This window comes from Kitasatospora sp. NPDC101157 (assembly GCF_044768255.1).
In the GTDB taxonomy this organism is placed as follows: Bacteria; Actinomycetota; Actinomycetes; order Streptomycetales; family Streptomycetaceae; genus Kitasatospora.
The window spans coordinates 1-22,139 of record NZ_JBIWPL010000024.1 but is presented as its reverse complement, the minus strand read 5'-3'; the positions used below and the strand labels follow the sequence as shown (position 1 = coordinate 22,139).

At 68.4% G+C, this 22,139-nt stretch carries 8 protein-coding genes and 1 pseudogene; 4 read left to right on the top strand and 5 right to left on the bottom strand.

Annotation, left to right across the window (positions count from 1 at the left end; all coding sequences use genetic code 11):
• Positions 1-19: 19 nt before the first annotated feature.
• Positions 20-2,977: an AAA domain-containing protein gene (locus tag ACIRVF_RS33390; protein ID WP_402826355.1), complete on the bottom strand. Its 2,958-nt coding sequence runs from the start codon at positions 2,975-2,977 to the stop codon at positions 20-22.
• A 413-nt stretch (positions 2,978-3,390) separates the two neighbouring features.
• A complete protein-coding gene (locus ACIRVF_RS33385) occupies positions 3,391-6,912 on the bottom strand; it encodes a ricin-type beta-trefoil lectin domain protein (protein ID WP_402826352.1) in 3,522 nt (1,173 codons plus the stop codon).
• Between the two features lie 634 nt (positions 6,913-7,546).
• Here ACIRVF_RS33385 and ACIRVF_RS33380 point away from each other — a divergent pair.
• Positions 7,547-14,824, top strand: coding sequence for an RHS repeat-associated core domain-containing protein (locus ACIRVF_RS33380; RefSeq protein WP_402826349.1), 7,278 nt, complete (start codon positions 7,547-7,549; stop codon positions 14,822-14,824).
• Positions 14,824-15,228, top strand: a complete 405-nt coding sequence (locus ACIRVF_RS33375) for a hypothetical protein (protein ID WP_402826346.1) — start codon at positions 14,824-14,826, stop codon at positions 15,226-15,228. The genes ACIRVF_RS33380 and ACIRVF_RS33375 overlap by 1 nt, the downstream gene beginning before the upstream one ends.
• 585 nt (positions 15,229-15,813) lie before the next feature.
• On the opposite strand, the gene ACIRVF_RS33370 is transcribed toward ACIRVF_RS33375, so the two are convergent.
• Positions 15,814-15,990 carry a hypothetical protein gene (locus tag ACIRVF_RS33370; RefSeq protein WP_402826343.1) on the bottom strand — a complete coding sequence of 59 codons (177 nt, stop codon included), beginning with the start codon at positions 15,988-15,990 and terminating at the stop codon, positions 15,814-15,816.
• Between the two features lie 921 nt (positions 15,991-16,911).
• Between ACIRVF_RS33370 and ACIRVF_RS33365 the strand changes: the two are divergent.
• Positions 16,912-17,832 (top strand): annotated as a pseudogene (locus ACIRVF_RS33365) (recombinase family protein); the annotation flags it as partial.
• 292 nt (positions 17,833-18,124) lie between these two features.
• Here the strand turns inward: ACIRVF_RS33365 and ACIRVF_RS33360 are convergent.
• The gene (locus ACIRVF_RS33360) at positions 18,125-20,593 is read right to left on the bottom strand and encodes an amino acid adenylation domain-containing protein (RefSeq protein WP_402826340.1); all 2,469 of its coding nucleotides are present in this window, start codon (positions 20,591-20,593) and stop codon (positions 18,125-18,127) included.
• A 15-nt stretch (positions 20,594-20,608) separates the two neighbouring features.
• Here ACIRVF_RS33360 and ACIRVF_RS33355 point away from each other — a divergent pair, with 15 nt between their 5' ends.
• Positions 20,609-21,346, top strand: a complete 738-nt coding sequence (locus tag ACIRVF_RS33355; protein ID WP_402826337.1) for an NB-ARC domain-containing protein — start codon at positions 20,609-20,611, stop codon at positions 21,344-21,346.
• A gap of 56 nt (positions 21,347-21,402) precedes the next feature.
• Here the strand turns inward: ACIRVF_RS33355 and ACIRVF_RS33350 are convergent, their stop codons facing one another.
• The gene (locus ACIRVF_RS33350; protein WP_402826334.1) at positions 21,403-21,909 is read right to left on the bottom strand and encodes a hypothetical protein; all 507 of its coding nucleotides are present in this window, start codon (positions 21,907-21,909) and stop codon (positions 21,403-21,405) included.
• Between the last annotated feature and the right edge of the window lie 230 nt (positions 21,910-22,139).

The following is a 22,139-nucleotide window of genomic DNA, read 5'->3' as shown; positions in this document are numbered from 1 at the left end:
CAGCACGTGGTCGGTTCGATTAGGCCGCGAGCGGCTTCGCCAGCTGGCCCTGCAGCAGGCTGTCGCTCTCGTTGGTGACGAAGAGGTGGATCCGCACACCGCGACGCCGCGCGTTGCGAAGCCGCGGGAGCACCTCCCACATGCGCTTGGTGTACCAGGGTGACCAGAGCCAGATGCTGTGGCGGGCCTGGTCGATGGCGTCGAGGGCGTCTGGGAAGTAGGTGTCCTCGTCGTGGATGGCGGTGTACCGGACCTGGCCTTCGAAGGCCCGCCAGATCTCCTGCTGCAACGGGTTCAGCCCCGGCGACTCAGCATCCGGCAGGCCAAGGAGGTGATCGGAACGGACGCCGCGCACCAGTGCCTCGGGCTCCGCTCTCGCCATGTCCCGCAACTGGGCCAGGACCGTTCCGCTCGCCGCTCTGGCAACAGCGTCCCAGGCCGCGAGTACATAGACACGCTGGCGGGCCCGCGTCGCACCCACGTTGAATAGCCTGGCCCCGTCCCTGGGGTACGACCGCGCGTCCTTGAAGTCGCCGACAGCAGCCCACCCCGAAAGTACACCGTCCTCCACCAGATCCAGGATGACCACGTCGAACTCCCGTCCCTGGAACCGGTGCGCCGTGCCCACCTCCACCTCGGGGGTTCGGAAGAGGCGGCCCTGGTCGTGGAGCCAGTCGTGCGTCACCTGGGCCTGCAGCTTGTACGGCGTGACGATGCCGACGCTCTCGCCCTCGTCGTGGTGGCGCTCAGCCAGTGCGGTGGCCAGCAGACTGCCGGCCACCCACCAGCGGCCCTTCTCTCCCGGCACCCGCCTTGCGGAAGCGATTCCGTCGTCTCCCTCGCCGAGCCCGTCGGTCGTAACCAGAATGATCTCCGGGTCGAGAACCCGGTTTCGTCCCGGGCGGGCCGACCTGAGCATGCCGCCGTAGACGATCCGGTTGACCAGATCGGTGGTATCGGGTCCGAACCGGTGCGTGGTGAGCAGCGCCGCGCAGCCGGGGTGCGCCAGCGCGTCGGCGGGTGTACGGATGCCCACCAACTCGAAGCAGTCCGTGCGGATCCACCGCTCCAGCTTTGGCTGCTTCGGCACACGCTTGGGCATGACTGGGCCGAGCTGGCAGAAGTCGCCGAACAGGACGACGGTCTCCTTGGCCTTGGCGACTGCGACGATCAGTTCGGGTAGCAGCGCGGCCCCGGCCTCGTCTGCCAGGACGACGTCATAAGTCCCTTCGGCCACAGTCCGGTTGAGCCGCAGCCGGGCGAGCGTGGTGGCCACTACGCTCGCCCCGCGGATCAGCTCGGGCTCAGCCTGAGAGCGCCGGCGCGCCAGCTCCCGCACGAGCCGCTCGTGTTCGCGCTCCAACTCGCTTTGTCTGGCCAGCAGTCCGACGCAGGAGACCCTCAGTTCCCGAACCCGGCGCGCCAGTTGGGGAAGGCCAGCGTTGTCGGATGCGGCCACCAGATCGGCATCCCCGGGCTGAGGATGGTGATCCTGCTGGGCCGCACGCAGCCGGTGTCCGGCGGTCCGCGCCGTCTGCCGGGCGAGGGCGAGGTCCTGGTCCACCTTGGCCTGGTCGGAAGCGGTCGAATCGACCAACGCCAGCTGCAGGCGCAGCGCGGTGTCATCGACGGGATGGGCCGCCACCCGTGCCTCGGCGATGTGCCGGCGCAGTACCTCGTGGTGGGCGGCGTAGATCTCGGCGGCTTGGGTGACCTGCTGGTGGAGGGCATCACGGCGTCGGCTCTGCTCAGCTCGTTCGCGCTGGATCTCGCCGCGCCGCCGCCGGGCCCGCAGGCGACCCCGCCCGTCGAGTTCGCGTTGCTCCGTGTCTAGAGCGGCCAGAGCCGCCTCGGCGTCGAGCAGCGCGGCCCGCAACTGCTGATGACTCTGCTCGCCCTTCCCGATCTCGGCTCGCCACTGTGCCACTCGCTCCAGCAGAGCCCGCTGAGGTGCCCAACTTTCCCAGCGCCCCAGCGCCTTTTGATGCTCGTGGGCAGCCTGCTCGGCCCTGGACTGGGCGTCTGCCTGGCCTACTTCGGCCGCCTCCAGTTCAGCCTCGAGTCGCTCCACGAGGCGGCCGTGGGCAAGGCTTCCCTTGGCCCGCTCGTAGGTGTCGGGATCGAAACCGACGAGTCGGGCCTCCGTTTCGCGCAGTTCGGTCGGCTCCGGTTCGCACGCCAGGGTGGCGAGTTGCTCGGCGACGCCTTCCACCGCTTGCTCGGCTTCCGCCACCTTGGCCCGCACCAGCGAGACCCGCGGGTCCTCGGCCACGTGGCGGAGCGCGGGAGAACCGACCCGGACCATCAGCCCGGGTGGCAGCGAAGAGCGGTCCTTGAGCACCCCCTCCAGTGCGTTGTCCACCGCCACGTTGGTGCCGGAGACCAGCAGGACCCGCTTACCCCGCAGGGCCAGGTCACTCAACGCCCTGGTCAGCACGGTCGTCTTCCCGGTACCCGGCGGTCCCCAGACCAGCCGCAGGCCCGGCGAGGTGCAGGCCAGGTAGGCCTGTGCCTGGCCGCCCTTCAGGACGCCGCCGCAGGCCGAGGTCTCCGAGGGTGCGACCGCGTCGATCCGGCCGCCGACCAGCCGCTCCGTGAGTCCGTTGTCCGGCAGGGCCGCCAATGCCTCGCGCAGCGAGCGAAACAGGAAATCCGGCGGTCGCCGCACCGCCCGCAGTGACATTCCGCTCCGAGGTGCGTGGGCCGCCGCCTGGAGGCGGACCCGCTCCGACTCGACCCGCCAACCGAGCACGGTGAAGGACCGGCCTCGCTGATCATCGGGTCCGGCCCCAGTGGCCAATCGCATGTCCTGGAGGTCGTCGGGATCGATCCGGCTCGCATAGGTGGGCAGCCCGTACCAGCCGTCCTCCAGGTAGTGGACGTCCCCGATCTTCGTGTGTCGCGTTGACTCCGCGCGGCCACCAGCGCGGCCCTCACAGGCCAGCACCTCGTCCACTGCCCGGACCAGCTGTTCCATCCACTGCGCCAACGTTCCCCCACCTGGCCCACCTGGACACGACAACGCCACCTTCGGAAATCATCTCACGCCGGTCACTCCGTGTGTGCGCCTGTTATACAGATCACCGTGCCGCTCAGGTACGCCTGGCAGTGTCCGATCTGGATTCCGGCGCGGACGAGGAGTTAGAGCGCGGGCGCGATCAGCAGTGCGGCCAGTAGATGCCCCGTCCACGTCTACTTCGCCACGCTGAAGCGCACCCCGAAGGCCTCCTGCGCCTGGTACCGCGACATGATCGCCGCCCAGCGGGCCCGCTAGTGAGCGCGGGCCCGCTGGGCGGTGGCCGCAGAGCGTGACGGGTGCGGGGCGGGGCTCCGGGTGTTCGGAGCCCCGCCCCACGAGCGTCATGTCACTTCATCCACAGGGACTGCCGGTCACGGGTTTCTCTCGGGCTGGACGGTCCAGCGGCTGTTGTCGGCGAGGCCTGGGCAGTCCCAGATGTCGAGTCGGGTGCCCTGTTCGGTGTGCCAGTTGTTCAGTTCGATGCAGCGGCCGGTGTTCGGGTCGCCTCCGGTGATGGTGGTCTGGTTGATGATGCGGCCGTCCGGACGGACGGACCACTTCTGGGTGGGCCTGCCGTCGCAGGTGGCAAGGCTGAGCTGGGTTCCATTGGTGTTGGCGCCGCCGAGGGTGGAGACGCAGTAGGCGCCGGCTCGGATGGTGCCGTCGATGCTGAGGTTGAACCGCTGGTTCGCGGTGTTCCAGCAGCTGCCGATGGCCAGTGGTGCGCCGTCCCGGGGGCCTCCCCAGGCGTCCATGCACTGCCAGGCGACCAGGTTGGGGTGGAGGGAGACACTGGAGTCGGAGTAGCCGAGGAGCTGCCAGGTGTCGAAGCCGTCGACCTTGCCCTGGCTGCCGGGGCTGCTCTTTCCGGGGAATACGGTGATGGCGTTCTTGGTGTTGATGGCCCAGAGGTCGGGGATGCCGTCGCCGTTGAGGTCGGCGGCGCCGATCCGCGGCTGTGCTGCGGTGGTCCAGTTGGCATTGTTGAGGATCAGGGCGCCTCCGTTGGGTCGGGTGAGCGCGCTGAAGTCGCTGCGGCCGTCGGGGCTTCGGGTGATCGGGTAGGCGTAGATATTGCCGTTGGTGCGGTGGCGGGCCCAGAGGGTTGCCTGTCGGGCGTCGGGCTGTCCGGGCGTAACCGTGGTTCCGTTCGCCGGTCCGGGGTTGAGCAGCTCGTAGTCGTCCCAGGTGCCGCTGTTGGGTGCCGTGGGAATGAGCAGGGCTGTGGCGTCGACCTGGTTCCACTTGGCGCCGCTCACGTTGTGGAGCCAGAGGCGGCCGCCTTCGACGGTGAGCAGGGAGGTCTGGCTGATGATGGAGGTCTTCACCGGGCTGGTCGGCGTGGCTGCTGTCGTGCTCGTCAGTTCCCCGTCGGGGGTGCCGAGCGAGAGCAGCTGACTGACCTCGGACCAGTCACCGGCGAACGGCCGGTTGGTCGGGCAGGCCAGGCCGGCGGTCGGGACCGCCGCACAGGTCGTGGTGGTCGGCCGGTCCAGGGAGATCTTGGAGTAGGTGTCGTACCTGCCGGTGCCGTCGTTGTCGATCAGGAACAGAAATCGCTTGAGGCTGGCGTCCTTGGTGTTGTGCGCGACGATCTGGTCGAGTGCGCCGGTCTCGTTCAGTGTGCCGCGATGGCTCAGCTGGTAGTCGGTCCAGGTGGTGGTCGTGTCCGTGACGTCCTTGCGCGGGGCGCTCGCCGCGGAAGCGGTGACAGCCCGAGCCGGGTCGGCGTCGCCGCCGATCGTCCGCAGGTTGCCGGTGGCGTCCGGCACGATGATGTCCGCCAGTTGGTCGCCGTCGGTGTCGCCGAACACGGGGACGGAGCCGGGCTTCCAGGGCGCGTAGAAGGAGTAGTCGGCGCGCTGGCTGTAATTGCCCGCGTTGTCCATGGCCCAGGCGTAGACGGTGTTGGTGCCCCAGGTGGTCGGCCGGAATTTGACCGGTGTTCCCGGAGAATACGTACCGGGCTGGCCGCACTGCCAGCCGGTGACCGGGCTCTGGTCGGTGCTGAACCGGACGCAGGCGACGCCGGAGGCCCGCAGGTCGGGGCCGGGGGCCGGATCCTCGGCGTTGATCAGGAACGTGCCGGGTTCGGTGTCGTTCGCGTACCGGGTCGGGTGGTCGTTCGGCGTACCGGACGGGGGAAAGTCGGGGGAGCTGATGCTGACGCGCGGGTTGGTGCGGTCGACCCGGAAGTAGCACCAGGCGCTTCCAGGTGAGTCGAGGGCGCCGTCTCCGGCCTGGCCGTACCAGCCGTACTGGTGGCCATCCGACAGTGATCCGACGGATACGGTGTATCCGGGGTTGTTGTAGCTTCCGCTCCAACCGCCTTCCCGGTAGGAGAAGTTGGGGTCATTGTCGTCCCACATGTGGAAGCCGGTGTAGAGGCTCTGACCGGTAGGGGACCAGCTGTTGACGGTCAGGAGGATGTTCTGGTTGTTGCCCACCCAGCCCGGGTTGTCCCACGGCCGGGCGCCGCCACTGGTGCACTCGGCAGTGCTGCGGTTGCCGGCGAACCCGGGAACCGGGCTGGTGCGCGGGTACCACACGGTGGGATTGATGTCGTAGGTCGTGGTGACACTGGGGTTGCTGGCGATCTTGTGCCGGAAGAGCCTGTCCCACTCGTTCGTCTGAGGGGCGATGCCTACGGTCCAGACGGACCATTGCCCGGCAGCGGCTTGCTTCATGGCGTCGGTGACGTCCACGGCCAGCGGACCGGTGCCGGTGATCCGCTGCCCTCCGACGAACGCACAGTCGTTCATCGCCAGATTGCCGTTGGTGCCGCACGGCTGATCGTTCCAGTTGCTGTGCTCGTGGATGGTCTTGCCTTGCGGGGCCGAGTAGACGCCGAGATCCGTAGGCGTGCCCATGCTGGAGGCCTCGCTGACCTGGCCGTTGAGCGTCGAGCTGAACACCGTGGGAGTGAACTCGGCGCCGGCGGGCTTGGTGTAGATGGCCGCGTTGACCCGGAACTGGAAGTAGGCGCGCTCGCGGCCCTCGACGGCACAGTTGAGAGCCGGGTTGCTGCTGTGGTAGCCGCAGTAGCCGGTTGAGAGGTCGGACTTCTTATTGTAGTTCTCTGCTGTCTTGTAGTTCTCCTGGACTTGGACCGAACCCTCGGTGTAGCTAGTCACCGCGGTCAGGGTCGGGTCGAGGTACCAGGGGCCGGTGCCCGAGCGCAGCGCGCCCTGGTCCGGTGTGAGTTCCAGTGCGTTGTCCACCACCTTCGCCGAGATCGCCGCCACGTTGGCGCCCTCGCCGGGTGCTTCGGAGGTGGAAGCCGGAGGAGCGGGAGGTGCGCCCGGATCGTTGCGTGCCGCTGTGGCAGCCTTGGCCGGCTGGGCAGTGGCCGTGGGCCGGGCGGAGTCCCATTGGAGCGGAGCGGGGGACCGGAAACGGACGCCTCCGCGGTCGTCCTTGACCTCGACCACACCGGCATCGGTGGCTGAGGTGATCAGTCCCTCTCCCTTGAGTGGGAAGCGGAGGGTCTTCAATGCCGGGTTGGTGGCGGCGTCCGCCGAACGCACGACTATGACGTCGCGCCAACCGCCGACCGTCAGGGCGGTGAGCTGGATGTCGACCCCGGGCAGGACGTCCGAGTAGGTGGCGGTGGCACCGCTCAGGGTCGGCCTAGGGAGGAGGAACGGAGCCTCGACCGAGAGTTTCTTCCCGTCCTGGGTGACGACCGTGGCCATCGGGCCGCTGCCTCCGCCCGAGAAGGTGACTGCGGTGGAGGCGACGGTCGGGGTCACCGTACCGTCCGAGTTGGCCCGAAGAGTGGCGTCGAGGTCGCTCCAGCCATCAGGGCGCTTGGTTCGGACGGGTTGACTGTTGTCCGTCGTGGTGAGGGTGCCGTTCGGGTTGGCGACGGTCCTCGAGGCTTCGGTGGTCATCGTTCCGACCACAGCAGGCCTGCCGGTCGACTTCGCCGTGATCAGGGCGTCGAGCATAGCCTGCTGCTCAGGGGCGCGGGCCGGAGCCGGGCCCACCGGGACGACGGGTGCCGAGGTACCCCCGGGCGACCCTGGTGCGGCCCCCGCGGAAGGGGCGCTGAGTACGCCGAGGCCGAGCGCGAGACTGATGCCGAGTGCGGCGAGCACCCGGTTCAGTGAACGGCGACCGGTCGTGCGAGATGGTCGATTCGGTGGTGATTGTACGGTTCTGATGAACGACATTGGTCCCCTCCCGTGGAGCCCGCCCGGCTGGGCGGGGCGTGCGGGAACGAACGATGCTTGCTGTCCCGGTACTTGGTCAAACCAGATTCCCGCTTTGTCTTTGTGTGCCCCATTGCTTACCCAAGTCGTGGTAACGAACAGATAAATCAATTCCGAAACGTCTGATTCGTGGTGGCGCAGCAATCATGACGATCACTAAGGTCCGTGCGCGATCGGCATGCGGAGGGGGCGAGAGTCGTCGACGCCACGGCATGCCGTCTTACGGGAGGGGACTGAGGTGGAGCTTCGGCAAGTCCTGGGGTGGGACAGGAGAGCGAGGAGGCGCGGCCGCTGGTCTCCAGGTCTGGCTGCCTTGCTCGCGTTGACGTTGACGGGTGTGGTGGTGCCGCCGGGGGTGGCCTGGGCCACCCCCGAACCGGACGATCAGATCTGGTCTCCGCCACAGACACCTCTCGGCACTGACACGCCGTCGATCTCCGGTCATGACCATGTGCCGAACGGCAAGGGCGGCGGGCGGTCGGCGCCTAGCCCGGCAGCTTGGACGCCGGTCGTGGCACAACCGGTGGTGCCCGGAAAGGCCACGGTTCACCTCGGCATCGACGGGCCCGAAGCCAAGGCGGCCCGGGCCGCGACCGGCGGGGCCTCCCCGGCCTCGGGCGGAGCCGCGCCCAGTCGGGCCGGGACGCTCCCGGTGCTGCTGGCGCCCGTCGGCGACGGTACGGTTCCTGCCACCTCTGTTTCGGTCGAGGTGACGGACACCGCCAAGGGACGGGCGGCGGGTGCGGGCAGTGCCCTGATCGCGCTGGCCGATGCTGACACCGAGCCGTCGGCCGAGGGGCGCCGGACCCGGGTCGTGCTGGATCTGAAGGGGCTTCAGGCCAGCGGCTGGGCCGACCGGGCAAGGCTCGTGACACTGCCCGGGTGCGCGCTGACCACCCCTGAGCGGGCGGAGTGCCGCACCAAGACTCCGGTGGAATCCTCCGTCGATGCGAGCGGCAAGCTCTCCGCCGACGTGACCCTGCCGTCCGCCGGGAGCACGCATCCGGGCAAGGCGTCGTTGCAGGCCGTACCGGACGGTCGGGGCGCCTCAGTTGCTCCGGCGGTCCTCGCGGCCGAGCCTGCCCCGTCCGGCGCCGGCGGCAGCTACGCGGCGACACCGCTGGCGCCGTCGATGGAGTGGAGTGCCGGTTCCAACGTCGGCAGCTTCACCTACAACTACACGATCCAGCTGCCGCCGACCCTGGGTGGTCTGGCCCCGTCGGTCGTCCTGGACTACAACTCCTCCGCCGTCGACGGCCGCACATCCGCGACCAACTCCCAGTCCTCCTGGATCGGTGACGGCTGGAGCTACGAGCCCGGCTACATCGAGCGCACCTACCGCACCTGTGACAAGGCGGGCGCCTCCGGCATCAAGGGTTCGGGGGACCGTTGCTGGGGCGGTCAGAACGCGACCCTCTCGCTGGCCGGCCGCTCCGGCACCCTGGTCCGCGACGACGCCACGGGCGTCTGGCACCTGCAGAGTGACGACGGTTCCAAGGTCGAGCAGCTGACCGGTGCCCCGAAGGGCGCCGGTGACCGGGAGTACCGGGACTCCGAGTACTGGCGGATCACCACGCCGGACGGCACCGAGTACTACTTCGGCAGCAACCACCTCCCCAGCGGCGACGGGACCGACCCGGCCGCACAGTCCGTACTCACCAGCCCGGTCTACTCGCCCAACCCCGGTGACCCCTGCTACAACTCCACCACGGGCAAGGGCTCCTGGTGCCAGATGGGCTGGCGCTGGCAGCTGGACTACGTCGTCGACGCCCACAAGAACCTGATCAGCTACCGCTACGCGCCCGAGACCAACTCCTACAGCCGGGGCGGCGGGCAGAACAACGGCAACGGCACCCTCAGCTCCTACGAGCGCGCCGTCACGCTGGTGCAGATCGGCTACAACCAGCGCTACGACGAGCAGAAGGCCGCGAAGGGCTCGCTCACTCCGGGCGCGCTGGTGGTCTTCGATGCGACCGCCGAGCGCTGTAACCCGAGCGGTGCCGTCACCTGCGCCGAGAGCCAGCGGACCGCCGCCAATGCGGATGCCTGGCCGGACGTGCCGATCGACCAACTGTGTGCACCCACCGGAACCTGCACCAACTACGCGCCGGCCTTCTTTTCCACCAAGCGCCTCACCTCGATCACCACCAAGGTGTCGACCGGTGCCGGGCCCGTCACTGTCGACACCTGGGCCCTCGGTCAGTCCCTCGTGGATCCGGGCGACGGTACCAAACGGACGCTGTGGCTGGACTCCATCAAGCGCACCGGCAGCAACGGTCGCCCCGAGGTGGCGCTGCCTGCCGTCACCTTCGCCTACAAGATGATCCCGAACCGGGTTGACGGGCTGGTGCCGGCCTCGCCGATGTTCATGCGACCGCGCATCCGGGAGATCACCACCGAGACCGGCGGCCGGATCAACGTCGTCTACAGCGACGGCGAATGCTCCCGCGTCAACAACCGCATGCCGGCGTCCGCCGACACCAACACCATGGCCTGCATGCCGGTGAACTGGTACCTGCCGGGCCGGTCCTCGCCGGACCCGGTGAACGACTGGTTCAACAAGCCGATGGTCAAGACGGTGACCGAGCAGGACCTGGTCACCAGCCCGTCCGTGACGCGGACGACCGAGTACACCTACAACGGGCCTGCCGCCTGGCACCGGGACGACGCCGAGTTCACCGACCCCAAGACCCGTACGTGGGACTACTTCCGAGGCTATGAGTCGGTCACCACCACGACCGGCAGCGCCTTCCCCGGTGAGGCGCCGAAAACCCAGAAGAAGGTCACCTACCTGCGCGGCATGGACGGCGACTACCTCGCCGACGGTAAGACCCAGCGCAGTGTCGACGTGGCCAGCCCGCTCGGCGGCACCGTGAAGGACAGCGATTGGCTGGCCGGCACCGCCGTCGCGACCGAGGTCTTCGACCAGACCGGCGGCACCGTGCAGTCCGTCTCCGGCAGCGTAAGGAGCGGTCAGAAGGAGACCGCGAAGCACGTCCAGAGCGCGGGCGCGCCGACGATCTACGCCCGCTACCCGGACTCGCAGGTCACCTCGATCGGCAAGTCCAAGCTAACGGCGGGAGGTTGGCGCACCACGACATCCGTCGCCACCACGGATCCGGCGAACGGGAACCGGGTCATCCAGATATCCGACAAGGGCGACGGCACCGCCGCCACCCCGGAGTTGTGCACCTCGATCGACTACGCGACGAGTGACACCTCCGCTCTGTTGATCCTGCCCTCCCGCCGGATCACCGTGCAGGGTCCGTGCGGGACGACGGCGACCGGCGCGAACACCGTCGGTGCCAGCCGTACGCTCTACGACGGACGTCCGTTCGGCAAGGCCGGCACCACCGGCGACGCGACCAGCGTGCAGGTGCTCGACCACTACGACGGATCCGGGGAGCCGGTGTACGTCCATGGCGGCAGCAGCACCTTTGACGTCTACGGCCGCACCGTCACCAGCTCCACCCCGGACGGCTCGACGTATGACGGCAGCGGCGTCCAGCTGAGCACCGCCACCACGACCCCGGCCACCACCAGCACCGCGCGCATCCCGGCCACGGGTGCGTATCCGACCACCGTGACCACAACCGGCCCGATGGGTGCCGGCTGGACGGTCGTGGTCAACCAGGAGCCCGGTCGCGGCCTGCCGCTCAACGAGACCGACGCCAACCAGCGGACCACCACCCAGGAGTACGACGGTCTCGGACGTCGGACGGCCGTCTGGGTGCCCGGTCGCGGAACCGACAAGCTGCCCAACCAACGGTTCAGTTACGCCGTCAACGGCACGTGGGGTCCGTCGGTGATCACCAGCGAGTGGCTCCAGCGCAATGGCGGAACCTACTCGGGCCGACGCGAACTCTTCGACGGCCTCGGCCGCCAGCGGCAGGTCCAGCAGACCAGCGACGCGCGCGCCACCGGCCGGCTGATCACCGACACCGTCTACGATTCGCACGGCTGGGTGATCAAGTCCTCGGCCCCGTACTACGAGGCCACCACCGCTCCCAGCACCGCGCTCTTCCTGCCGCAGGACTCGCAGGTGCCGGCGCAGACCTGGACGACGTACGACGGCCTTGGCCGCCAGGTGCGCTCCGAGTTCCGGTCCAACGCCAACCTGCAGTGGGCCACCACGACGGCCTACCCCGGTGTCGACCGCGTCGACGTGACCCCGCCGGCGGGCAGCCCACCGAGCAGTGTCGTCACGGACGCTCGCGGCCGTGCCGTCGCGGCCTGGCAGTACCGCACTGCGACGGCGACCGGCAATCCGGCCGACGCCGACATCAGCACCTACACGTACACCGCGCTCGGGCAGCCCGCCTCGCACACCGACTCCACCGGAAACACCTGGACGTACGGGTACGACCAGTTGGGGAGGCAGACCTCGGTCACCGATCCGGATGCCGGTACCACTCGGACGTTCTACGACGCCAATTCCCGGGTCGACCATGTCGTCGACGCGAAGGGCGGCACGCTCGCCTACACCTACGACCTGATCGGCCGGAAGACCGGGCAGTACAACGGCAGTGTCGCCCCGGCGAACCTGCTCGCCTCCTGGACGTATGACACGCTCGAGAAGGGCAAGCCGACCTCCTCCACCCGGTACGTCGGGGGAGCTGGCGGCTCGGCCTACGTCAGCGCGGTCACCGGCTACGACGTCGGATACCGACCCACCGGCGCCGCGGTGACCATCCCGTCCGCCGAAGGCGCGCTGGCGGGGACCTACAACACGACCACCACCTACGAGCCGGTCCTCGGGCTGGTGGACACCGTCACGCTGCCGGCGGCCGGCGGGCTTCCCTCGGAGTCCATCGGCTACACCTACAACGATGCAGGGCTGCTGGTCTCCAGCAAGAGCCTCAAGAAGTCCGTGGTGGCCGGGATCACTTACGATGCCGCGTCCCATCCGGTGCGCACCACCGTCGGCGAGTACGGCCGGCAGGTGGTCTCCACCCAGCAGTACGACGGGGCGACCGGACGGGTCATCAACTCCTTCGTCGACCGGCAGAACGGGACGGTGTCGGCGGACCAGACCTCGTACACCTATACCGCGGCCGGCCGCATCACATCGGTGACCGACCTCCAGGACGCCCGCGACCGGGACCTGCAGTGCTTCACCTACGACCCGCTCGGCCGGCTGACCAACGCCTGGACGGACACGGGGAGCACCCACACCACGGCGGACTGGACGGACACCACCGGCGTCAAGCACGGCACCGGAAGCTCCAGCACCGTGCCCGGCGTGGGCGGTTGTGACAACGCGGACGGCCCGGCCACAGTCAGCCCCGGCGGGCGCACCGTAGGTGGCCCGGCGCCGTACTGGAACACCTACAGCTACGACGCGGCGGGCAACCGCACCGGTCTGGTGCAGCACGACATCAGCGGCAACAGCCTGAAGGACACCACGACCACCCAGATCTTCGGAGCCGCGAAGAGCCTCAACTCCCCGACCAGCGCGCCCAACACGGGGGGCGGTACCGGTGGTCCGCACGCGCTGCTGAGCTCCACTGTCACCAGCCCGTCCGGGACCAAGACCACCCGCTACCAGTACGACGCGACCGGCAACACCACCGCGATCACGGACACGTCCGGAACCACCAGCCTGACCTGGAACACCGGGGGAAAGCCCGACACCGTCACCAAGACCGGCACGGCCGGCAACACCAGCTACGTCTACGACGCCGACGGCAACCAGCTGGTCCGGCACAGTCCCGGCAAGACGACCGTCCTGGTCGGTACCGACGAGTTGACCCTGGACACGACGACCGGTTCGACCGCCAACACCCGTTCGATCGGAGCTCCCGGCGGTCTGACCTTCACTCGCGTCACCGCCCCGATCGGCGGCGGCAGCGTCCTGATCCAGGCCGCCGACCCGCACGGAACCAACGGCCTCCAGATCAACACCGACACCGCCATGACCGTCACCCGACGCCTCACCGACCCCTTCGGCAACCCCCGCGGCACCCAGCCCGCGGCCTCCGACTGGGCCGGCACCAAGGGCTTCGTCGGCGGCCTCAAGGACGACATCACCGGCCTCACCTTCCTGGGCGCCCGCCAGTACGACCCGGCCAGCGGCCGCTTCATCAGCCCCGACCCGGTACTCGACCCGGCGAACCCGCAACAGTGGAACGCCTACGCCTACAGCAACAACGACCCGGTCAACCACAGCGACCCCAGCGGCCTGATCCTCGACGACTGCTACCGGGGCCTCTGCGGCAGCGACTACAACTCCAGGGGTACCCCGCGCAGCGACAACGGCGACCCCGCCGGCAAGCCCGATGACACTTCGGGTTCCGGTAGCACGGGCTTCAGCGGCGGAGGAGCGACGGGCAACGGTAGGGCCGCTACCACTAGCCCCACATACACTGCCATCAACAGCAGTCTCTCCATCCAAGATGACGGATCAGGCCTCGTTCAGAAGTTCGCCAAGGCCTACCAGGACCAGGTAGCCAAGATCCCTCATCCCGAGTTCATGACAGCCCGCGATGACATTGCAGCGCTGGACTCGGCCTGCAAGGCGATCGGCCCGGCGTGCAACGATGAAATCCTCGACATGATCGAGGGCCTCTGGGCTGGTGACGTTGTCGGGCCCCAGTCGTATGGCGGACCTCCGGTTCACAGTGTCGGCGTCATGATCAATGCATGCGCCTTCAAATCGGCCTGTGGTGACGGTAACAAGGCTGTCATTTACGAGCCCGAAGGAAAGATCTACGGGTTCCAGGGCGCCGGGCAGCAGGGTGGGCCGATACCCAATGAGCTGGTGATCGACTTTGGGGACGGCTGGGGGATGGCGGTTTGCCACAGCTTTCCTGCCGATACCGAAGTGGTCATGGCCGATGGATCCAGGAAGAAGATCTCCGAAATACAGCCGGGCGACCAGGTGCTCTCGGGGGACGGTAGCGACGCGACAACCCCGTCCAAGGTTTCCGAACTGATCACGACGTACACTGACACGGCGTTTGTCAAGATCTCCGTGTCCGACGGTGACCGCACCGAGGATCTAACCTCAACTGACAACCACCCGTTCTGGAGCGCTGATCAAGAACGTTGGGTGGAAGCGGCCGATCTCAAGCCCGGAATGAGCTTGCGTTCGGCGGATGGCAGGACCGTCATGTTGACGGCTTTGACCCAATTCACCGACCATCAGCGGACGTACGACCTGAGCGTCACGCAGACCCACGCGTACTTCGTGGTATTCAGCACTGCTGCTGTCCTTGTCCACAACTGCGGAGGCGGTAAGGTCGGGCAGAACTTGCCGTGCACCTGCACGATGGACCAGGTCTTCGTTCGGCAGGGTACGGGTTGGGAGAGTACCGGTCGACTGGAGCGCATGGCAGCGGATGCCGAGGCGACAGGTCGCTTCGGACACGGGGTTTCGGTTACCGTTCCCGAGTCCAACGAGGCTCTGTCGAGGAACCCCTCGGACTCGGTGACAGCCACGAAGGGTGAGATCGCGGCGCATTTCGAGCTGCGGTACACACCGACCGCGAGAGACAACATGCATCACACGCTTGTGTTGCCCAAGCCGGTTCAAGCGGAGGCTCAAAGGACACTCAATGAGACCTTCGGAAGGGTGAAGAGGAAACGCTAATGGCTGTGGGTGACGACAACCCGATAATGCGGCCGGTCGTAATCTTCGACTGGCTTGACGGACCCCGTGAAGGCTTCGCGCGACTGGAGACCAGGAGCGGCTTCTGGTGGTACTTCCGGACGCTTGCCACTAGGTTCGACCCAGACGACGTTGACCAGTGCCTCTACGCCTTCTCTGCGATCCCGGCAGATGATGCGTCCACATTGGAGGACGAGTTCAAGGACGCAGAGAACAGGTCGGTTGTCTGGCCCGGGAGGCCAGGGGAGGTCTCGATCCGTGCCGCCGAAGCCATCGAACGGGTTGCGGCTGATGTTCAGCCACCGTCGTTTGTGGGGCGAGTCGTAGGGGTGACCAGGCACTGCGAGATTTGGGAGGTTTACACGCGATTTGGCTTTTCTGACTGAGACGCGTTAGCCAATCGGCATGGCCGGAGTCTTCCCGCTCTGGCCATGCCGGTTTGTGCGCCGGCTTACTCGCCGTCTTCGCGCGCCGGTAGTACTCATAGATCTTGCCGCTTTTCTCGAGGTTCACTTGCCGGTGTCTCGAACAACTGCGGCTCGAAGCTGATTGCCCCGCGGCCGGACGGGTACTCATCGACGTGCTCCCGCAGCCGATGCGCCCGCTGCGGGAAGCCGCGCTGCAGGAGCAGGCACCCAGTGACCGGTAGCAGGGGCCAGACACCCGCCATCTGGATCGCGGGCCCAGGGCGCGGCAACGCCCCGTTGCCTAATGGGGACTGAAGTCGGCGGATCGCGCCCCGTTGCCCGGTCCCGCGAGACCTCGAAAAGAGTGAGGCCGCCGGCTTCATCTCGGCGGTGATCACCTGCCGCCCGGTCAGTCATACGACTTACCCGGGACTTGAGCCTTTTAGAAAGAGTTGGCCCCGGGCGTCGGCCGAACCGCCGCCGCGGAAGGAACGAGACCGTGAGAGTGCCCGGCGTCGGGGCCACTCCTGCCAGACACACGAGGCGCTGATCTTCAGCAAGAGATCAGCGGGCCCGGCGTCCAGCTCCCTCACGGCCGCCATCGAGCGGATGATCGAATGTCCGTGGTCCGAGCCCGCCGCAGAGAGCAGCTCTCACTTCATAGGCGATCGCGAACGCCTCGCGCATTACGGCGAAGCTGTTCACCAGCACACCGTCGAGGTCGAACACCACAGCACGCATGGTCTCCCCCTTGCACAGTCGGTTGGCGTGGTCACTGGATCGTGCGGGCGGGCGGTGAGGCGACCGCTGACCGCTCCCCGTCGGCTGCCGGGTGTTACGGCCGCGGCGGTGAGGGTGCGAGCGGTTGGACGGCCGTGCAGGCATCACGGGGAAAGGGGCTTTCCGGGGAACCGGGGCGCGGGGACGTGACTGGGGCCGCCGCGGACGGGCGCGTGGCGGCATGGCCACAGGATGAGACAGGAAGGCGAGCTCGGGAACGTGGAGGCGACGCGTCGATGCGAAGGTAAACGCAGAACAACACGTTCTCCTGAGCCTCGCCCGGCGCGGCTCAGTCCGTGTGGTCCTCCGGCAGGCCCTGGTCGCCCGCGGAACTCTCTCCCGCTCTTCGCGGGTACCCCCAGCTGCCGCATCCACGACCGCGCCTGGGGCCTCCTTGCAGGCGAGAGCATGCCAGTGGGGGATACGGAAACCCATCTCGGCCCTATCCCGTGCTGGTGCTGCAAGGCCTTCCCGCCAGTCAGCGGTCGCGATGCCGCTGGTGGGAGGCGGTGCGAACGAATCGACTTGTCAAAAGCCGGCTGGGTGGAATCGCAGGCCTAGTTTACTGGTGCGAGTGGGCCTGAGCTGGGGGGTGCTGCAGGCCGGGGCGTCCGGCCTCTGCTCAACTGTGGCTGCCTATCGGTCAGTTGTCGCCGAAGTCGAACTCGGCGGTGACGGGCGCGTGGTCGGACCACCTTTCCGCGTGGGATGCCGCGCGCTCGACATAGGCGGCGATGGTTTTGTCCGCAATGCCCGGAGTTGTCGCGATGAGGTCGATCCTCCAGCGGATAGACGCCTTTTCGAAAAAGGTCCACCCGTTCGAGCACGCCCTGTTCGAGGGTGCCTGCTGGCCTGGGCGGTAGGGGACCTCCTGTGAGCAGGATGACAGCGTTGGCGCCGGTTCGGGCGGTGGTGGGTTCGCGTGTGTCGGACACGCATGGGGACGAGGGCAAGGTCTCGCACCTGGTGCAGGCGGAGTCGGCGACGCGGCACGCGGTCTCGAAGGAGTGGGAGATCGTCGGGTCGTTCGAGGACCTGGATGTCTCGGCCCAGATTACGCCGTGGAAGCGCCCTGACCTTGGGCCGTGGCTGACCGAGCGCCAGGGGGAGTGGGACGCGATGGTGTGGGCTAAGGTCGACCGGGCGTTCCGGTCCGCGAAGGACTGCGCCGATGTGGCGCACTGGGCCGAGGAGAACCACAAGGTCCTGGTGTTCACCGACGACGGGATCACCCTGGACTACCGGCAGGGTCGGGAGTCGTCGTTCGGGAACGAGCTGGCCAAGACCTTCCTGATGCTGGCCTCGATCTTCGCGGAGATGGAGCTCAAGCGGATCAAAGCCCGCGTCACCGCGGCGCACAAGCACTTGCGGAAGACGGACCGCTGGGCTGGCGGGCAGCCGCCGTACGGGTACCGGATCGTGGACCGGCCCGGTGGTGGCCGCACTCTGGAGCCGGACCCGTTGACCTCCGAGGCTGTGCGGTACATGGGCAAGCTGCTCTTGGAGGGGCAGAGTCAGTGGATGATCACCACGGCCCTGGAAGCCGCCGACTTCGACACCCCGTCGGTGCACGCGTACAAGAACCAGGGCGACAGCTACTCGAGCAAGCGCAAGTCGCCGCCGTCGAACCACTGGAACCCGACCAGCGTGGGGAAGATCCTGCGGTCGCCGGCGACGATGGGCCTGAAGCTGACCGGCCGCTCCGTGAAGGCGCGCAAGATCGCCCGCGACGCGAAGGGTCTGCCGATCCGCATGGCGAAGCCGTTGTTCACGGACGAGGTGTGGGCTGAGATCCAGACGGCGATGGATGAGCGGTCGGTCACGAAGGAACGCTCGAACGGTGCGTCGCCCTGGCTGGGCGTGCCGCACTGCGACCGCTGCGGTGACCGGTTCTACCGGCAGGTGAACCTGGCCAAGAACGGCAAGATCTACGAGTACTACCGGTGCGCGAAGACCGCGGGCAAGCCCGCGTGCAAGGGGCAGTCCGTTAAGGGCGAGCGCGTCACCGCCGCGATCACGGCGCTGGTGGGGCGTCTGGCCGGGTTGGCGATGACGGTGCGCAGGTTCATCCCCGGCGAGGACCACACCGAGCAGCTCAACCACGCGATGTCAGGTCGCCGGCGCCGTCCTCGGCGTGCGGGGTCTCACCGAAGAGCTCGTCGTGCAGGTCGAAGGCGACCTGGTAGAGCGGGGTGCGGGACATGTCACGGTCCATCGTGAGCTCGTCCACCAGCCGCTCGAACGGCAGCTGGTCGTGGGCGAAGGCCTCCCGGCAGGTGTCGCGTAGCCGGGTGACGGCCTCGATGTAGCTGAGGTCGCCCTCCAGTCGGCAGCGCAGCACCAGGCTGTTGAGGAAGAAGCCGACCACGCCTTCGAGCTCGGGGCGGTTGCGGGAGGTCACCGGAGTGCCGACCGGGATGTCCCACTGGCCGCTGTAGCGGCTGAGCAGGGTGGCGAAGGCGGTCAGCAGCGTCATGAACGGGGTGGCGCCCTGCTGTCGGCCGATGCCGAGGAGGGTCTTGGCGACGGGAGCGGGGACGGCGAAGGGGACGGTATCGCCGGCGGCGGAGCGGACGGCCGGGCGGCCCCGGTCGAGTGGCAGTTCGAGGGCGGGCAGGTCGTCCAGCACCGAGTGCCAGTATTCGAGTTCGTACTCGACGACCGCATCGGTGAGCTGCTCCTGCTCCCAGGTCGCGAAGTCGGCGTACTGGACGGTGAGCTCGGGCAGCTCCGAGCTGCGGCCGGCGGCGCGGTCGGCCAGCAGGGTGCGCAGCTCGCGTTCCAGGATGCCGGCGGACCAACCGTCGAAGGCGATGTGGTGGACCGTCACCAGCAGGCCGGCGGGCTCGTCAGGGAGTCGGACGAGCACGGCGCGGATGACCGGGCCGCTGGTCAGGTCGAAGCCCTGGACCAGCTCCTCGCGCAGTAGCGCGGTGAGCTCCTCGCGGCGGGTCTCCCGGATCCGGACGGGCACCGTGGCGGTGGCGGCCGGGATCTGGACGGGTTCGCCGTCCATCGCGGTGTACGTGGTACGCAGGATCTCGTGCCGGTCGACCACGGTGTCGACGGCCTGCTGCACGTCCTCGGTGGCGGCGGCCTCAGGGACGCGCAGCCACAGACCGGTCACCCACTCGGGGTTCCGCGGTTCCAGTTGGTCCAGGAACCAGAGCCGGCGCTGGCCGAAGGAGAGCGGGAGGGCGCCGTCCCGGCCGATCGGCAGGACCGGGTCGGACGGGGCGCCGCCGGGCGCGAGCAGCAGCGCCTGCGACTCGACTGTGCCGGCGCCGAACAGGGCGCGCAGCGGGATGTCCTGACCGGAGGCGGCGCGCAGCTGATTCGCCAGCATGGTCAGCTGCAGAGAGGAGACCCCGAGCCGGAAGATGTCGTCGTGCACGCTGAGCGGCTCGGTGCCGAGGACGGCGGCCCACGCTCGGGCGACCCGGCGCTCGGCCGCGGTGCGCGGGGCGACATGCTCCCTCTGGGCCGTGTCGGCTCCCGAGTCGGGGGAGGGAAGGGCGGCCCGGTCGACCTTGCCGTTGGCAGTCAGCGGGAACTCCGCGACCCGGAGGAAGACCGCGGGGACGTGGGTGGCCGGGAGGCGCTCGCGCAGGAACGCGCGCGACTCGTCGTGGGAGAGGTCGTCCTCGCCTCGGACGTAGGCGGCGAGCAGGTAACCCGCGGTGCCACGGAAAGAGGTGACCACCGCGGCCTGGACCGCGGGGTGTGCGGCGAGCACGTTCTCGATCTCGCCGGGCTCGATCCGGACACCGTTGATCTTGACCTGGTGGTCGGTGCGGTCGACGTACTCCAGCGTGCCGTCAGGGCGCCAGCGGACCATGTCGCCGGTGCGGTAGAGGCGGGTGCCGGGCCTGCCGTACGGGTCCGGGACGAACCGCTCGGCGGTGAGGCTCGGCAGGCCCAGGTAGCCGCGGGCGACACCCGCGCCTCCGAGGAACAGCTCGCCGACGACGCCGACCGGCACCGGCACGAAGGTCGGGTCGAGGACCAGGACCTGGGTGCCTTTGACGGGTCGGCCGATCGGGACCTGGCCCGAGGACTGTGAACCGTCGAAGAGGTGCTCGGTCGCGTTGATCGAGCACTCGGTGGGGCCGTAGCCGTTCCAGACCTCCAGCTCGGTCTCCAGGCGGGCCCGTTGTGCCAGCTCGGCATGCAGCGGCTCGCCGGCCGACAGCAGCAGGCGCAGCGAGGTGCAGTCCTGCCAGCCGGGCTCCTCGACCAGCAGCCGCAGGACCGACGGGACCACCTGGAGGACGGTGATGTCGTTCTCCGCGACGGCGCGGACCATCGCGGCCGGGTCCCGCTCCACCCCGGGAGGTGCCATCACCACGGTTGCGCCACCGATCAGCGGGGCGAACAGTTCCAGGGCGGAGGCGTCGAAGGTGAGCGTGGTCTTCTGCAGTACCCGGTCACCGGTGGTGATCCGGTGCACCTCGGCGGTGCGGCGGGTGATGTTGGCGATGCCGGTGTGGCTGATCACGACGCCCTTGGGGCGCCCGGTCGATCCGGAGGTATACATCACGTACGCGGCGTTGTCCGGGGTCACCTCGGTGCCCGGAGCGTGCTGCGGGTCCGGCTGTCCGAGTTGGTCCGGATCTACCGTAGCCAGGTAGCCGAGCGCCGACTGCTCATCCTGCTCGACGACGCCAGGGACGAGCAGCAGATCAGGCCGTTGTTGCCCGCCAGCGCCAAGTCCGGCGTGCTGATCACCAGCCGACGCAGCCTCGCAGCGCTGGAAGGGGCCCGCCAGGTCCAGCTGGAGGCGTTCAGTTCTGAGGAGGCCGTCCGACTGCTCTCGCACCTGATCGGCACGGAGCGGGTGGCGAACGAGCCGCAGGCTGCTGCGCGGATCGTCGCGCTCGGAGGCTACCTGCCGCTCGCGGTGCGGATCAGCGGCGCCAGGCTGGCGCGCCGCCCGCACTGGTCCTTGGGGCGCTTGGCCATGCGGCTCGCCGATAGCGGGAGCCTGCTCGACGAACTGGAGCTGGGCGACCTCAGCGTTCGCCGGAGATTGGCCGTGAGCCACAACCAGCTCCCCAACCGCCAACGCCGGGCGCTGGAACTGCTCGCTCAGCTCGGGCCCGGGCCCTTCTCGCTGCGCAACGCGGCGATGCTGTTCAAGACCTCGGACGACGCGGCGCTGGACCTGGTCGACATCCTGATCGACGCCCACCTGTTGGCCTTGGCCGAGAACGCGCCGGACCGCTATCAGTTCCACCGGCTGACCTGGGCGGTGGCTTGGGAGCAGGGCAGGGAGGAGCGGCCGGACGTCCAGGTGATCCACCCCGTGGTGGCCTGACACCGGTGCGCATCACCGTCAACGGAACGGATCGGCGGCCCGATCTCGGCGGAGCGTCAGCCGGCCTCCACCGAGATCGGGCCGCCGCCGGTCGTAGCTTTGATCTTGTGGGGCGAGTTGGCGTCGACGTTCACCGTGACGTCGCGCAGCCGGCCGCTGGCGTCCCCGGTGTCCACCGCGTAGGAGCCCTTGGGCACCGTGACGGTCACCGAACCGCCGCCGTTGGTCGCCTCGACGTTGTCCGGCACCTCACTGAACTGCACCTCCACGCTGCCGCCCCCGGAGTGTGCGTTGACGTCCTTGGCCGTGGAGTTCTTCACCTCGACGCTGCCACCACCAATGTGGGCGTAGGTGGCGCCGGACAGGCCGGTGACGGAGATGGATCCGCCGTCGCCCTCCAGGTGGGTCGTGGTGCTGCGGGGGACCTCTACCTTGTACGCCACGTCGCACTTCCCGCCCATGCCGACGGACCCGCAGCCGGTCGATTCGAGCTTCAACTCGTTGTTCTGCAGGGAATGCGAGGTCTTGGGCTTGCCGTCCGTGTAGGTGTAGGTCTCGGTCACCTTGATGGTGCTTCCCTCGCCGGCGACGACCTCGATGCTGCCGCCGAGGTTCTTGACCCGCAGCGAGTTCGCCGGGCCACTCGCGTCGTAGGACAGGGTGTCGGAGTGGCGGTCACCCGCCGTGCAACCGGTCAGGGGTCTGTCCAGCGAACGGTGTAACTCGGTTGGGTTGAGTTAACGACGGCCAGCGGAGAGACGGCCGTCGAAGGCGATCTCGAAGGCGTTCAACG